12 protein-coding genes are annotated in these 15,414 nt (G+C 66.7%); 6 read left to right on the top strand and 6 right to left on the bottom strand.

Annotated features, from left to right (window positions below; genetic code table 11):
* Position 1: 1 nt before the first annotated feature.
* Both NG697_RS18880 and NG697_RS18875 read right to left on the bottom strand, forming a co-directional pair.
* Complete coding sequence (locus NG697_RS18880) at positions 2-1,141, bottom strand: FecCD family ABC transporter permease (RefSeq protein ID WP_252614937.1); 1,140 nt, start codon at positions 1,139-1,141, stop codon at positions 2-4.
* Positions 1,142-1,151: 10 nt separating this feature from the next.
* Positions 1,152-2,249 carry an iron-siderophore ABC transporter substrate-binding protein gene (locus tag NG697_RS18875; RefSeq protein ID WP_252614936.1) on the bottom strand — a complete coding sequence of 366 codons (1,098 nt, stop codon included), beginning with the start codon at positions 2,247-2,249 and terminating at the stop codon, positions 1,152-1,154.
* 208 nt (positions 2,250-2,457) lie between these two features.
* Between NG697_RS18875 and NG697_RS18870 the strand changes: the two genes are divergently transcribed.
* Entirely contained in the window at positions 2,458-4,443 is a 1,986-nt protein-coding gene (locus NG697_RS18870) for an MFS transporter (RefSeq protein ID WP_252614935.1), read from the top strand.
* Positions 4,440-4,979, top strand: a complete 540-nt coding sequence (locus NG697_RS18865; RefSeq protein WP_252614934.1) for a TetR/AcrR family transcriptional regulator — start codon at positions 4,440-4,442, stop codon at positions 4,977-4,979. Before NG697_RS18870 ends, NG697_RS18865 begins: the two co-directional genes overlap by 4 nt.
* Before the next feature lie 107 nt (positions 4,980-5,086).
* On the opposite strand, the gene NG697_RS18860 is transcribed toward NG697_RS18865, so the two are convergent.
* Genes NG697_RS18860 through NG697_RS18850 form a run of 3 tightly spaced genes read right to left on the bottom strand, consistent with a single transcriptional unit; the run spans position 5,087 to position 10,985 of the window.
* Complete coding sequence (locus NG697_RS18860) at positions 5,087-8,566, bottom strand: ATP-binding protein (protein WP_252614933.1); 3,480 nt, start codon at positions 8,564-8,566, stop codon at positions 5,087-5,089.
* On the bottom strand, positions 8,563-9,522 hold the full coding sequence (locus NG697_RS18855; protein ID WP_252599583.1) for a DUF4194 domain-containing protein: 960 nt from the start codon (positions 9,520-9,522) through the stop codon (positions 8,563-8,565). Before NG697_RS18855 ends, NG697_RS18860 begins: the two co-directional genes overlap by 4 nt.
* A gap of 2 nt (positions 9,523-9,524) precedes the next feature.
* Positions 9,525-10,985, bottom strand: a complete 1,461-nt coding sequence (locus NG697_RS18850; protein ID WP_252599584.1) for a DUF3375 family protein — start codon at positions 10,983-10,985, stop codon at positions 9,525-9,527.
* 150 nt (positions 10,986-11,135) lie between these two features.
* Here NG697_RS18850 and NG697_RS18845 point away from each other — a divergent pair, with 150 nt between their 5' ends.
* The 4 genes from NG697_RS18845 to NG697_RS18830 all read left to right on the top strand — a co-directional run bounded on the left by NG697_RS18845 (position 11,136) and on the right by NG697_RS18830 (position 14,964).
* The gene (locus NG697_RS18845) at positions 11,136-11,540 is read left to right on the top strand and encodes a PepSY domain-containing protein (protein ID WP_252599585.1); all 405 of its coding nucleotides are present in this window, start codon (positions 11,136-11,138) and stop codon (positions 11,538-11,540) included.
* Between the two features lie 172 nt (positions 11,541-11,712).
* Entirely contained in the window at positions 11,713-12,012 is a 300-nt protein-coding gene (locus NG697_RS18840) for a hypothetical protein (protein WP_252599586.1), read from the top strand.
* A 63-nt stretch (positions 12,013-12,075) separates the two neighbouring features.
* The gene (locus NG697_RS18835; protein WP_252599587.1) at positions 12,076-14,106 is read left to right on the top strand and encodes an acyl-CoA dehydrogenase family protein; all 2,031 of its coding nucleotides are present in this window, start codon (positions 12,076-12,078) and stop codon (positions 14,104-14,106) included.
* A 51-nt stretch (positions 14,107-14,157) separates the two neighbouring features.
* A complete protein-coding gene (locus NG697_RS18830) occupies positions 14,158-14,964 on the top strand; it encodes a M48 family metalloprotease (RefSeq protein WP_252599588.1) in 807 nt (268 codons plus the stop codon).
* Here NG697_RS18830 and NG697_RS18825 read toward each other — a convergent pair.
* The gene (locus NG697_RS18825; protein WP_252599589.1) at positions 14,961-15,362 is read right to left on the bottom strand and encodes a YchJ family protein; all 402 of its coding nucleotides are present in this window, start codon (positions 15,360-15,362) and stop codon (positions 14,961-14,963) included. The genes NG697_RS18830 and NG697_RS18825 overlap by 4 nt on opposite strands.
* Positions 15,363-15,414: the final 52 nt, after the last annotated feature.

Below are 15,414 nucleotides of genomic sequence, written 5' to 3'. Positions count from 1 at the left end.
GTCACAGGCCGGCCCCCTTGCCGCGGCGGATGAGCCAGACGAAGACGGGCGCACCCACGAGTGCGGTCATAATGCCGGCCGGGACCTCGCCGGGAAGCAGCACAACGCGGCCGATAATGTCCGCGCCGAGCAAAAGTGCCGGCGCGAGGACCAGGGAGAACGGCAGTATCCAGCGGTAGTCGGGGCCGGCGAGTGAGCGGACCGCGTGCGGAATGACCAGGCCAACAAAGCCGATGGGCCCTGCCAATGCCGTCGCGGAGCCGCAGAGCAGCACAATCCCCAGGGCGGTGACTCCCCGGCTCAGGCCCACACGCTGGCCCAGGCCGCGGGCAATGTCATCACCCAGCGCGAGGCTGTTCAGGATGCGGCCGGTGCCAAGAACAATCAGTGCCCCGACGGCCAGGAACGGGAGGCCCGGGAGCACCACTGCCCAGTCGCGGCCGGAGATTCCGCCCACCTGCCAGAAACGGAAGCGGTCCAGGGTGTCCTGGCTGGAGACGAGAATGACGCTCATCAGGGAATAGAGCCCGGCGCTGAGCGCGGCGCCGGCGAGGGCGAGCTTGACCGGCGTCGCACCGTCCCTGCCCATCGACGCGATGAGGTAAACCACGACGGCGGCGGCTCCGGCGCCGATGAAGGCGAACCAGATGTAGCCGCTGAGGGAAGTGACGCCGAAAAGATAGATGCCGGTCACCACGGCCAGCGCGGCCCCGGCGTTGACGCCCATGATGCCCGGGTCTGCCAGCGGGTTGCGGGCAACGCCCTGCATGGCGGCGCCGGCGAGGCCCAGGGCACCGCCAACGAGGATGCCCAGGACGGTGCGGGGGATGCGCGCGTGGACCACGGCGTGGTCGCCGTTGGCGGGATCGAACTGGGTGAGGGCCTGCCACACGGTGGCCACGGAAAGGCCCCGGGCGCCGATGGCCAGGGAAGCGGCGGCTAACAAAGAAAGTACGACGACGGTAGCCAGCAGCCAGGCAACCTGCCTGGTTCTGGCCTTCCCACCGGTGCGGGCCAATCCACCGGCGCTAGCCAATCGACCGGCGCGAACGGACACTTGGGGCCCTCGTTGCGACCCGATCGGGGCCCCAACTGTCCGTTCGCGCTGTCCGGCGGGTGCCGCCGTCGTACTTTCCGTCATGGAGCGGTGCTTACTTCACTGCATCCGCGGCGGTGGCGAGCTGCGGGAGGAAGGTGTCCAGCGCCCACGGCAGGCTCAGCGGCGAGGAGGCCGAGATTGCCAGGACCAGGCTCTTGTCCGCGTCGGCAACGAACCCGCCGTTCTTGACTGCCGGAATCTGGCCCAGCAAGGGGTCGCTCTTGACGGCCGCGGCGGTCGCGGCATCCTCAACCGAGCTCAGGAAGATATCGGCCTCAAGCTCGTTGGCCTTCTCGGCGGCCCACGGCACGAAGAAGTCCTTGGAGCCGGCTGAAGCCTTCTCGGCGACCGGGGCCAGCTTCATCCCGATCGCTGAGAGGAACTTCGGACGGTTGTCATTGGCGGTGTAGAAGCCCGTGGCAGTGAGGTCCGAGGGATCGGTGTAACCGTAGACGAAGCTCTTGCCGGCGATCTGCGGGTACTTGGCAGCTTCCGTCTTGACGGTGGCCTCAGTGTCGGCGATGAGCTTGGTAGCTTCAGCCTCCTTGCCCAGGGCCTTGCCGATGATGGAGGTTGAATCCTGCCATGAGGTTCCGTAGGCAACCTCGGGGTGCGCCACCACGGGGGCGATCTCGCTGAGCTTCTTGTAGTCCTCTTCGGTAAGGCCGGAGTAGGCGGCCAGGATGACGTCCGGGGTGAGCTTGGCGATCTCGGTGAAGTTGATGCCATCAGCCTCGGAGAACTGGACCGGAGCCTTGTCGGAACCGAAGCCCGCGCCGAGTTCCTTCAGCGCCGCGTCCTTCCACGGCGTGGAGCCCTGCTCGTTGCCGCCCCATTCGTTCTTGGGGACGCCCACCGGGACCACGCCGAGGGCAAGGGCAACGTCGTCGTTGACCCAGGAAACGGTGACTACGCGCTTGGGCTGTTCCTTGACGGTGGTTTCACCGAAGGCGTGCTTGATGGTGACCGGGAACTGCGAGCTGCTGGAGCTGGAGCTGGAGCTGCTGGCGTCCGAGGTGGAGGACGCGGGGCCGGTGGAGCAGGCGGACAGTGTGAGTGCCGCGGCGGCCAGCGCGGCCGTTGCCTTGCCGGCTGACTTGAACAGCGTGCGGCGGGTGGCGCTTGGGCCGGAGAAGAGGGGGGAAGTCACGGAACTCCTTAGGTGAATGATGCGAACCTAAGTAAGGGTAGCCTAGCCTGCTCTGAATTAGAAAAGCTTTGTATTGCGTAATTGATCATGTGACGCAACGTATAGCGCCAGGTCATTGCCGGCAGGGGTGAACGGTGGTTCACTCTCAAGGGGTAAACACGCGTTCACCGTGCCGCGCTCCATCCCAGTCCACATTTGAAAGCACCTGATGCCGCGTTCCAACGCCCTGAACAACACCCGGGGCCCGTCCCCGTCCGCCATCACCGCCGTACTTGCCCTCAGCGGCACGGTGGTGGCCCTCATGCAAACGCTCGTAGTGCCGCTCCTTCCGGATTTCCCCCGGATCCTGGATATCACCGCCGACGACGCCTCCTGGCTGGTGACCGCCACCCTGCTCGCCAGCGCCGTGGCAACACCCATCGTGTCCCGCAGCGCGGACATGTACGGCAAGCGCAAGATGATGGTGGTTTGCCTGGCAATCATGGTGGCCGGCTCGGTCATTGCCGCGGTTGGCGGATCCTTCCTGTGGCTGGTCATCGGCAGGACGCTCCAAGGGTTCGCATCGGCCCTGATTCCGGTGGGCATCAGCATCATGCGCGATGAGCTGCCCAAGGAGAAGATGGGCTCCGCCGTTGCCTTGATGAGCGCCACGCTGGGAATCGGCAGCGCCATGGGCCTGCCCCTCGCCGGAGTGCTGTACGAGAGCCTGGGGTGGGCCTCGATCTTCTGGGTGTCCGCCGCTGCCGGCGCACTGCTGCTCGTTGCCGTGGCGCTGGTGGTTCCCGAATCCAAGGTCCGCACGCCCGGGCGCTTCGACTACGCGGGGGCGCTGGTGCTCTCCGCAGCCCTGGCTGCCCTGCTGCTGGCGATCTCCAAAGGCGGCGCCTGGGGCTGGGGCTCGGAGCCGGTGCTGCTGCTGTTCCTCACGGCCGCAATACTCCTGGCTGCTTGGGTCCCGTACGAGCTGAAAGTCAGCCAGCCGATGGTTGACCTGCGGACATCGGGCCGCAGGCCGGTGCTCATGACCAACGTGGCCTCGCTGCTCGTCGGCTTCGCCATGTTCGCCAACATGCTCCTCACCACCCAGCAGCTCCAGCTGCCTACCGCCACGGGATACGGATTCGGGCTGAACGTCATCACCGCAGGGCTGTGTATGGTCCCCTCCGGGCTCGCGATGGTGATTTTCGCGCCTGTTTCCGGACGTATCATCCGCGTCTTCGGCGGTAAGTCTGCGCTGATCGCCGGCGCCGTCGTGATGATTGTGGGCTACGTGAGCCGGGTCTTCTTCTACGACTCCATCGCATGGGTAATCATCGGTTCAACCGTTGTCAGCGTGGGCACCGCCATCGCCTACGCGGCCATGCCCACACTGATCATGGGCGTGGTGCCGATCACCGAGACGGCCTCGGCCAACGGGCTGAACAGCCTGGTCCGGTCCATCGGCACCTCGACGTCGAGCGCAGCGGTTGCCGCGGTCCTCACCTCGGTCAGCATGACGGTGGGGGCCGTGCAGCGTCCGTCCTTCGATGCCTTCAAGGACGTGTTCTGGCTGGCCGCGCTGGCAGCCGCAGCATCGGTGGTGGCCACGGTCTTCATCCCGAAGGCCACGGCAGCCCGCCGGCCATCCGCAGCTGACACCGCCGCCTCCGTCAATACGGCCGAAATCGTGGTGCAGGGGCGCGTCCTTGCACCGGACAACCGCCCCGTCACTCCCGCCGTCGTGACCGTACTTCAGACCGCCGGCGAGCCGGTGGACTGGAGCCGGGTCGATACGGAAGGCAACTATTCGGTGGCCCTCCCCGGCGCCGGGAAGTACCTCATGGTGACCAATGCAGCCGGCTGGGCGCCGATGGCCGAGGTCTTCGACTTCGACGGCCGCACCCGGCACCAGAACTTCCTTCTTCGGGACCGGCTAAAGATCAGCGGACTGGTCACGGCCGGAAGCGCGGCTGTGGCCGGCGCGGTGGTGACGCTCCTTGAGGCAAGCGGGGGTTACGTGCACACCACCCTTTCGGACGACGACGGCGCGTATGCGTTTCCGCTGCCCCTCGCCGGCCGCTACGTCGTGAGCATGGTTGATCCGGCGACGCACCAGGCCATGGCGCGGAAGCTCGCGGTGGACAACCGCTCTGTCACCGTTCATCTCGCCGCGCCGCGTGTGGAGGAAAAGTCCATGGAGCCGGTGGGCGCATGAGCAGCCACGACGCGATCGTCAGCGCCGCCGGGCGGCTTTTCGGGGAACGCGGATACCGCGCCGTCACGGTGCGGGACATAGCCGCGGACGCTGGCGTTTCGGCGGCCCTGGTCATGAAACTCTTCGTCTCCAAGGAAAAGCTCTATGCCGCCGTCCGGCCCGACGAATCGCAGCTCGCCGAACTGGAGGTCCCGACGTCGGAACTGGGCAGGGCGCTGGTGTTCCGTGTGTTGATGCGCCGGGAACGCGGAACGCAGGAGCCGTGGGCCATCATCCCGTTCGCCGTGCTGGACTCTCCCGACCCCGAGGCAGCTCGAACGGATGTCCGCGAAAGATACCTCGCCGCCATCGCGAGCCTGATCGGGGACACAACACCGGAGCGGCGGTTCGCCTCCACCGTGGTGGCCCTGATGACCGGATTCGGCGAGTCCGTCCGCACCCTGGGCCTCTTCGACGGCTGGAACTTTGACGAGCTGGTGGGACACTACGGCGCAATCGTCCAGGCCCAGATCGACGCCTGCACCGCTGCCCTCTAAAACCCTCTCTCACTTAACCCAGAAAAAACACCAACGCTCTCTCACTTTCCTCAAGAAAGTGAGAGAGCGTTGGTAAAAAACCCGTATCAAGTGAGAGAGCGTCCGGGTCAGCGGAGCACGATGTCCACGGGGTTCGCCTCGGACCGCCACTGGCCTTCCGCGCCGGGCCTGGGCCGGATCACCGGGGCGGTAAGCACGCCGGAGCGGTTGGTGCGCTTGTCCCGCAGGATCTCCGTCACCGAGCCCAGGTGCCGGGACAGGTCGATCACGTTCTCCGGAGCGGCCAGCAGCAGCTGGAAACCGAACTCGTGCAGCGCCTTGATCCCGGCGCCGGCAAACTCCTCCGATGCCAGCACAAACGCCTCGTCCATCATCACGGTGCCGTAAGTGGTGAACCCCTGCTCGGCGATGCCCAGCTGGTAGCTCAGCGCCGCGGCCATGATGAACGCGGTGAAGCGCTGCCGCTCGCCGCCGGACATGGAGCCGGTGTCGGCATGCATGTAAACGTCGGTCCGCTTGCCGCCGCCCCTCCTGCCTGAGGCCGGCCCGGCCACCTCCCGGTGCTCCTTGCACTGGATGAACAGGTGCCCGCGGACATCCAGGACTTCGGCGCGCCACCGCCGGTCCTCGGGGGTGGGCGAGCCGAGCCGCTTTACGAGCGTTTCGAGGGTCTTGTACCGAGCGGTGAGCTCGGCGTCGTCGCCTCCCCCGCTTTCCGGGCCGGAACCCGGGCCGGATCCGGCGCGGGCGGGCCGAGTGTGCCGGGCCTTCAGCGCGTTCTGGATAGCGTCCTTGAACTGCTTGGCCGCGGCCGGCAGGGTCTGCTTGATGTCCAGTTCCAGGAAGCTGCCCTCATGGAAGTTGACCTCGGACAGGATGCCGTTGAGCGGCAGGATGCGGCTGGTAATGGACCGCCGCTCCTCGTCCAGCAGGTGCAGCAGCGTGCTGAACGATTCATGCGTGCGCTGGTTGAAAAACTGCCGGAACTCGGACTCCTGGGCGGGCAGGCCGTCGCTGATGATGGCGTGGTAGCGGCCTTCGAACTCCCCGGCCGCACCGATTGAGGTGCCGTGGTCCGCCGAGATCGCGGAGCCCCACTCGCGCACAAAGCCCTCGAAGATCCGGGTCAGCCGCTCGGAGGTTGCCTGACCGCGCGTCTCGGCGGCGTGCAGCTCCCCGAGCAGCGCCGTCCGGACGCGGTTGGCCAGGTTGTCCAGCTCATGCATCTCGCTGACGTCGCCGAAGTCGGTGAAGTACGGCTCCAGCGCACTGACGGTGGCGTCCGACGGCGGCGCCTGCTCCAGGCGGGCACGCGCGGCTTCCAGCAGCGAATCGGCAGCGCTCAGCTGCCGGTCCAGGGCCTTGTATTCGCTCTGCAGGACTGCTGCGGCTTCGGTGCTGGCCTGGTGTTTCTGCCGGGCCGTTTCGATGTTGGCCCGCAGCGGTTCCAGGTCGGCCTGGGCCGCGAGGGCATCCTTGAGCCGCTGTTCAATCCGGGTGAGTTCATCGGCTGCGACGGCAGCGGACACCTGTTCCCAGGGCCGGTGGTCCTCCGCGATTCGTCGGAGGGCATCGAGCTGCCGGCTCATGCCCTGGTGCGACTCTTCACGGCTTTGCGCCAGCTCGGCGGCCTTGGCGAGTTCCTGCTGCAGGTCCTCCACCTGGGCGGCCACAAGTTCCAGCTTGGCGGCGTTGTCGAACCCGAGCACGTAGTCCTGGCGGCTGGTGAAACGGTCGTCCTTCTCCACCGTGTGCCGGTTGCGTTTGACCACACCTCCCAGGCTCAGGCCCTTGTCCAGGGTGGCCAGCTCGTTGGGGTCCTCGACGCACGGGAAGGCGAAATCGAGGGCGATCCGCTCCCGGATCCATTCCCCGGCGTCCACCACCGCGCCGCTGGCGAGGATGTCCAGCTTGGTGAGCAGATCGCCGTCGCGCGCGTCCTCCACGGCGAGGGCGCCGCCCGCGATCGGCTTGGATACGTCCACCGCGCGCAGGGCGCCACGCACTTTGTTGTCGTTCAGGTAGCGGGTCACCGCGGCGAAATGTTCGCCGGGGACCAGCAACGTGGTGGCGAGGTTCCGGAGGGCACGCTCCGCGGCCGGCCGCCAGTGTTCCTCCCCTTCGGCGAGGTCCATCAGTTCGCCGCCGAACGGCATCCGGTCCTCAGGAACCCCGGTGGCCGCGGCGATGGCCGCACGGTTTTCAATGCTCGACGGCGGCAGCAGGGACTTGCGCGTCTTCAGCGACACGAGCTCCTGCTGGGCTGCCGCCAGCTCACGCTTTTTGGTGGCGTGGCCGTCGAAGGCTTCGAAGCGGAGCTCCTGCAGGGCCTGGGAGTCGTCCTTGAGTTCGGCCGACCTGGCGGCAGCCTGCTCGTGGGCCTGTTCCCAACCGTCAGCGGTCCACTCCAGCTGCAGGCCGGCGTCGGACAGGGCCTTGCGGGCCGCTTCCTCCACCTGCTCGCGCAGCCGCAGACCCACCTTGGCGTTGTCCAGCGACTGCTCGATCGCGGAGATCGCGTTGCCGCCCTGGTTGTTGTAATCGGTCTCCAGCTGGCGCAGTTCCTTGGCCAGCCCGTCGCGGACCGAGCGTTCCGCGCCCAGCTCCTTGGCTTTCGCCTGGGCCAGCTCCTTGAACCGGGCCAGTGTCTTCTGATGCACCGTGACGGCGAGCTGCTGCTTGTAGGCGTCGAACTCCTCGCCGGACAGCTCACGGAGCCGGTTTGCGTCCAGGAGCGACTGCGCGTATTCATTGTTCAGGCCGGGCACGGGGGCCAGCTGGTCCCGCTGCTGCCGCACGTCCTCCAGCCGCTGCCGGATCGACATGAGGTTGCTGAATTCCTCCACCACGTCATCGGCAGCGGCGAGGGTAGCGGGGGCGTCCAGGACCTGGTCGCGGAAGAAGGTATTGACGCTGCCGCCCAGGCCCTTGCCGGCCTGGATCACGCGCAGCAGGGGCAGAGCCTGGTCCGAACTGATGCCCAGGAGCCGGCGGAAACGCTCCGCGAAGGCCTTGTGGACATCGAAGATCTGGGCGTCCGGGAAGATCGTCTCCAGCGCAGCCTTGGTGAAGCGCTTGTCGGCGATGTCCTCGATGGCCGGCAGGTCCAGCGGCTTGCTGTCGATCACGTAGAAACGCCCAACGCTGGACTCCGTGCCGTTTTTGGGCAGGTCGAACAGTGCGGACACCGTGATGCGGGTGCCCGCGGCGTTATCAAACGTCAGGGCGACGGCGGACCAGGTGGCACCGGGGCGCTGGAACGCGCTGGCCGAGCCCTCGCCCACCGCTTTGTCGCCCACCTTGCCGCGCATGTACGTGAAGGTGGTCCTCTTGTCCTCCACAGCACCGCCGGCACGCTGGGCCGCGGCCTCGTTGGAGCGCGGCCGGGCATCAAACACCCGCAGCATGGCGTCAAACAGGGTGGACTTGCCCACGCCCGAGTTGCCCGTCAGCAGGGTTCCGTTCCGGTCCACGTGCATCGTGTGCGCCCCATGGAACGTGCCCCAGTTGACCACCTGCACCAACGCCAGGCGCATCTGGCCGGGGTTCGTGAGGTCGCCCATGGGCAGCATGATTGCGATGCTCACTTGGCTTCCTCCGTTGTCGTGGCTGGGGACGCCGACGACGATGCCGCCCCCGCCCCTTCGCCGCGCCGCTGATCTTCGATCAGCTCAGCGCGCGGCTCCGATAGGCCCGATGCCACTCCCTGGGCGGCATCGCCGTCGTCGTTTGGTACGTCATCGCCGGCGTCGTCATCCTCGGCACCACTGTCGCCGTCCAGCTCCAGCAGGGGTTCTGTGCCTGTTGGGTCTGTGGTTGCTGCTACCAGGGCTTCGATTTGGGCTGGGATGTCGCCGATGTTTTCGAAGGGGAGAGCCAGCGGGAGGGCGTTGGAGATGGTGTAGACGTCGTCCAGGCCCGTGGTGAGGAGCAGCTGGCGGGCCAGGAGCTTGGTGATGGCCCGGGTGACCACGTCCGAATCCCGCAGCGCGTCCTGCTGGCCGGCGGGCTGGTAGTGGGCCACAAGGTCGGCGATTTCCTCGCGGGTGATGGTGGCATCGGTCTGGGCCGTGACGTGGCGGTCCAGCAGCATCCGCAGGCGGAGCAGCACGATGGTCTCCACCCGGCTCAGCGCACGCTGTTGGCGCAGGATGCTCGACCGGCTGCTGCCCCCGATGGCCTCAGGATCCACCGGGCGCAGGACGGCGATCTTGCGCTCGTGGTCCAGCTGCAGGGTCAGGAACAGCTCGGACAGGCGGCTGCGCAGGATGATCTGGTTGTCCAGCAGCGTGGTCCACAGTTTCTCGTCGCGGCCGCCGTCGACGTACGGGCCCTTGAGCAGCTTGACCAGCGCCTGGCGCACCTTCATCGAGAGAACGCCGGTGTCACCGGGAAACAGTGCCGCGCCGTCCACAAACGTGTCCCGGGGCGTGACTCCGGCGCCCCTGGTGATTGAGCCTGTCGAAATCCCCTGGATCTCGGGCTCAACCGCCGGTGCGGCCTCCTCAACGGGGGGTGCCGCCGTCGTAATTTCTTCAGTCATCGTCAATCCTTCTTGAGGGTGACCACCGGCAGGTACGCCGTGCGGGTGGTGCCGTCGATCTGTTCGTAGTCCAGGCCATGCCAGGCGTCGCGGTCAAAGGCCGCGCCTTCCTGGAGGGCGTGCGAGAGGAGTGCGCGGATGGAGTTGATGTGCTGTTCCTCCGGCGGGAGCTGTCCCCAGGCCTCGGCCAGGGTGGACGCGCCGGCCACGGCGGCCCGGATGGCCTCGGGACGGGCCTTGCCTGTCCTCGGCGAGCGCACGCGGTCGGAGTCGCTGAAGGCGATGGGGTCGGCCAGCTTGGGCGGGACGGCGAACTCGTCCGGGTCGTAGAGCTTGACCATGGCCAGCGATTCGAACCCGGCGTTGAACAGCTCCGGACCGCGGACCAGGCCAGGCCGTTCGCGTTCATACGGCAGGGTCCTGATGGCCTGCTCGGCTTCGCGCAGGACCTTCCGGAGGCGGACGGACTGGCGGAAGTCGTCGCTCTGGACGTAGGTGTTCAGGCTTTCGCTGAGCTTGCCGTAGATCCGCTGGATCTGGCTGTGCTGGTGGCGGAGCTCGGCCACCAGGTTCTTGAGCGTCTCGCGGTCCTCCGGGGAAAGGTCGTCGGCGAACTGCCGGCTGAGGACCTCACCGATGGCCGACCGGAACCGGAGCTGCTGCTGCGGGTCTTCCAGGAATGCGGTGAAGGAGCGGAAGGTCCTGCCTTCGGGGCTCTGCCGCAGCCGCTTGTCCGCGTCGAGCACCTGCGCCATGGTGGCGCCTTTGCTCAGCGACTCCTCGATGATCTGGTTGCGCAGCTCGCCCACCAGTTCCTCGATGCGGTCGCGCATCTTTTTGTAGTCGGCGGGCAGGCTGGCGGCGAGGTCCAGGATGTTCCCGGCGGCTTCCACCGCTTCGTCGTCGTCCAGCAGGCCGTCAAAGTCGCCGGAGCTGATGTCCTGGATCAGCTGCTGCCGTTCCCCGATCTCGTCCTCAAGGGATTCCAGCCGGGCACTCTGGTCCGGATTGGTCTCATTGGCCAGCTTCTCCACGTCGCCGAGGAGGGTACCCAGCCGCGAACCGTTCAGTGTGGAACGCTCGCTGGAAAGGCTGTCCAGGAAGGCAAGCACGCGGGCGGCCGGCTCGGTCACCTCGTAAACGATCTGCCCCGACTGGTTGCGGCGGGTCAGGAAATGCTTGCGCGTCCACTCGTCCGCATAGTTCCTGCCGGACGACGTGCCGATGGCGGCACCACCCGGCCCGGGCTCCTGGCGCCGGAGCTGTTCAAGGAAGGAGTCGACGTCGGCGTGGAACTCCTCGAGCGGAAGCTGCGGACGCGTGCGGGTAAAGGATGCCTGCAGCACCGCGATCACCCAGGGCGCCGAGCGCGTCAGGGCCCAGGCGGGTCCCTTTGTGAGGAGTTCGAGGTCCCGGAGCCGGGCACTGATCGCGTCAGCGGATGACCTGGCGGAGCGGGGCACGCACTCTCCTTCAGCTGCTGGGGGATGGTTGGGCAGCGCGGATCGCGAAGCTGCCAACTACAAGGTTAACGCAGGCCCCGCGACCGAATAATCGTTGTACCTTGCTGGCCGCGGGAGCACAATGTTTAGATCACCTGAGAGGAGTTTGTCATGCGTGAAAAAGCTGCACTGATCACCGGCCTGGCGGCTGCGGCTGTCATTCTGGGTGGCGCGACAGTGGCGGTCGCCGCGAGCACCGGGACCAGCGGAGATCAGCCCTTGAGCAAGATCGGGGTCAACGTCGACCGGTCAGTGCCGGTGTCCACCGTCCCGGGGCCTGAGCGGGACGACGATTCCAATCTGGCACCACTTAACACTGCGGACCATGACCAGGCCGCGAACGCCGCATTGGCCAGGGTGGGCCAGGGCAGTGTCATCGAGGTGGAACGGGAAAATGACGGGAACGTCGCGTACGAGGTTGAAGTCAGGCTGGACAACGGTTCCCAGGTTGAGGTGGGGCTCGGCGCCGACTTCGCGGTCCTGAACCAGGCCGCCCCGGAGTTCGACGACGACTGAAGGCAAGCGCGGACAGTGACTTCCGCGACCGCTCCGTGACCTACGTCCCGGTAGCATTGCGATCCCGCATCAACCCGCCGTGACGGCGGGGCAGGTCTGGCTGGGACGCCTCAGCACCCCCTACGCTCATGCTACTGATCTCAACCGAAGCAACGGCGCAGCAGGGGGAACAATGCAGTTCGACTTAAGTGCAGTGGAGACGGCCACCATGGTGTTCATCGGAACCCTGGTGTTTGGCCTGGTCCTGGTGGCCTTCGTCCTGACAGCGGGCTTCCTGGCCCTGGTCATGGTTGGGGTAGGCAAGTTCGCCTGGTTCCTCGCCTCCACGACGCTGCTGACGGTGGTCCACGGAATCAACAGCGGCTGGGACAGGCTGGTCCACCACGCCTCCACCGGATCCCCGGGGGACTTCCAGGGCCAGCCATCCCCTAGCACTGGAAGCTACCCGCGGGTAATGTTGAGAGACAGCTGAAGGGTTCTCCAACCCGGCGGATCCATGGCTTGAACCGGCCATCCCGGTCAGAGGAGATACCCCATGAGCTTCGCCACTGACAGTCCCGCCACGAACCCACCTGCCACCGAAGTTCCTGCCACGGATGCCCCGGACGCCGAAGTCCCCGTCGCCGCGGCCAATATTGGGCCCGAAGCCACCGCGGCGGACGCCCGGGCACTTGCTGAAGCCTCCCGCGAACTCGACTGGGACCGGCCCAGCTTCGCCAAGGGACTCTACCTGGGGAATTTCGACCTCAGCCTCATCCACCCCTGGCCGAAAGCGAACGCCGATGACGTGGTACGCGGTGAGGCCTTCATGGAGCGCCTCACCGCGTACGCCCGCACCATGTCCGGGCGCGTGATCGAACGCGAGGCCCGGATCCCGGACGAGTACCTCCAGGGCCTGGCGGGCCTGGGCGTCTTTGGCATGAAAATCCCGCAGGAGTACGGCGGGCTCGGCCTGTCCTTGGTCTACTACGGCCGGGCCCTGGCGCTGCTCGGCAGTGTCCACCCGAGCATTGGCGCCCTGATCTCCGCGCACCAGTCCATCGGCGTCCCCGAGCCCGTGAAGGTCTTTGGCACGCCGGACCAGAAACGCGAGTACCTGCCGCGCTGCGCCGCCGGCGCCATCACGGCTTTCCTCCTGACGGAACCGGATGTGGGCAGCGATCCCGCCCGGATGGGCAGCACCGCCGTTCCCACGGACGACGGCGGGAGTTACGTCCTGGACGGCGTGAAACTCTGGACCACCAACGGTGTGATCGCCGAGCTGGTGGTGGTGATGGCCGTGGTGCCGGCCCACACCGATAAGGACGGCACCGAACATAAGGGCGGCATCAGCGCCTTTGTGGTGGAAATGGACTCCCCCGGCATCACCGTGGAGAACCGCAACACGTTTATGGGGCTGCGTGGGATCGAAAACGGTGTCACCCGCTTCCACCAGGTGCGGGTGCCTGCGGCAAACAGGCTGGGCCGCGAGGGCCAGGGCCTGAAGATCGCCCTCACCACTCTGAACACGGGCCGGCTTTCCCTGCCGGCGTTGTGCGTCGCGTCCGGCCGCTGGAGCCTGAAGATCGCCCGGGAATGGTCCAACGCCCGCACCCAGTGGGGTCAGCCGGTGGGCAAGCACGAGGCCGTGGGCAAGAAGATCGCCTTTATCGCCGCATCGGCCTTCGCCCTGGACGCCGTCTTCGAACTGTCCGCGGAACTCGCCGACGCCGGGCAGAAGGACGTGCGGATCGAGGCTGCCCTGGCCAAGCTGTGGTCCTCCGAGATCAGCTACCGGATCGCCGACGAACTGGTCCAGATCCGCGGCGGCCGTGGCTTCGAGACGGCGGAGTCCTTGGAAGCCCGGGGAGAACGCGCGGTTCCGGCCGAGCAGCAGCTGCGCGACCTCCGGATCAACCGGATCTTCGAGGGCTCCTCGGAGATCATGAAACTCCTCATCGCCCGGGAAGCCGTGGACGCCCACCTGGCCGCCGCGGGCGACCTTGCGTCCGTGGACGCGAGCCTCCAGGACAAAGCGAGGGCCGCCGTCGGGGCTTCAGGTTTTTATGCCCGCTGGCTGCCCAAACTGGTGGCCGGCGCCGGAATGGACCCCCGGTCCTACAGCGACTTCGGCAGGCTGGCCAAGCAACTGCGCTTTGTGGAACGGTCCTCGCGCCGGCTGGCCCGCCAGACGTTCTACGGCATGGGGCGCTGGCAGGCGAAGCTGGAGTACAAGCAGGCGTTCCTGGGCCGGGTGGTGGATATCGGCGCCGAGCTGTTCGCCATGGCCGCCTGCTGTTCCCGGGCAGAGATGATCCTTCGCACCACGCCCGAACGTGCCGCCAGTGCCTACGAACTTGCAGAGGCATATTGCGAGCAGGCCCGCGTCCGCATTGACGAGTACTTTGACCAGCTGTGGCGGAACACGGACGACGTCGACCACATCCTTTCGCGCAAGGTCCTGGCCGGGGATTACACCTGGCTTGAGGCGGGCGTACTGGATCCGTCGGAGGGCACCGGCCCCTGGATCGCCGATGCCACGCCGGGGGCGTCCACCAAGGAGAACCTGCACCGGAAGTACCGCTAGCAACTCATAAGCATCCTTGTTATCGCTGGTCACCAGTGGTTGAGTTGACCCATGAGCAACCAAACGGACCCAGAGGACAGGCTTCCGCCGACGACGCGGAACGCGAATCTACGGAATGAAACTGCTCGTGATCAATCCTTCGCCAGTGGCGAGCCCACGCGAGCCTTCGATCAGACGCCAGAGTCCTATGCCGAGCCGGGATATGCCCGGGCAGCCCCAGCGCCGATGGCCGACGCTTCGGTGCTGGATCCACGCCTGACGGATCCGCGCCTGACCGACCAGCAGACGGCCGTAGCCAGGGAGAAGGAACAGTTCGGCGGCATCAAAGTGGGCTCGGCCTTTTTCGGCTGGCTCGCTGCCACCGGCATGGCCGTCCTGCTCACAGCCTTTGTGGCCGCAGCCGGAACCGCGGTAGGCCTGGCGAACAACACCGACGTGAACGAGGCCGTGAACCAGGTGACGACCAACGGCGCCGTCGGGCTGGTGGGCATCATTGTCCTGCTGGTGGTCCTGTTCGTCTCCTACTACTCCGGCGGCTACGTTGCCGGCCGGATGGCCCGGTTCAACGGCGCCCGGCAGGGTTTTATGGTGTGGATCTGGGCGCTTATTGCCGCGGTGGTGATTGCTCTGCTGGGCATCATCGCCGGCCAGCAGTTCAACGTCCTGGCCAACCTGAACAGCTTCCCCCGGATCCCCATCAACGAAGGCGAACTGACGCTCACCAGCATCATTGCCGCCGTTGTGGTGGCCCTGGTCGCGCTGGTGGGTGCCGTGCTCGGCGGCCTGGCGGGCATGCACTTCCACCGCAAGGTGGACCGGGCAGGCTTCACGCCGGACGAAACGTACAACGGGGGCTAGGCGAGCATCACGGCGTCGACGTAGTACCAGCGGCGGTTCTCGCGGACAAAACGGCTGGTTTCGTGGTGGACTCCGCGTTCGCCGTCGTGCCGGAAGTGGGCCTTGAACTCCACGGTCCCCTCAGTATCCAGCGGGCCGCCGCGGCTCGTGGACAGGATGTCCAAGCGGCGCCACTCCATGGCAGGATCCAGCTCCAGATCCGAAGGGGCGGTGTCCGGATACCAGGTTTTCCGGAGATATTCGGCGTTCCGCAGGACAAACGCACTGTAGCGGGAGCGCATCAGCTGCTCCGCCGTGGCGGCTTCGGCCCCGCCATTATGGAACCGTCCGCAGCAGTCCGCGTAGGCCTCGCCGGACAGGCAAACGCACGGGCCGGCGTTGATCGGATTCTCGGGCATGGTGCTCCTGTCGCGGTTGTCCGGACCGCTTTCCGGCGGCCTCGTGGGTCCC

The sequence above is a fragment of the Pseudarthrobacter raffinosi genome, assembly GCF_023913835.1.
Classification (GTDB): Bacteria; Actinomycetota; Actinomycetes; order Actinomycetales; family Micrococcaceae; genus Arthrobacter; species Arthrobacter raffinosi.
This window is presented reverse-complemented; position numbering and strand designations above follow the sequence as displayed.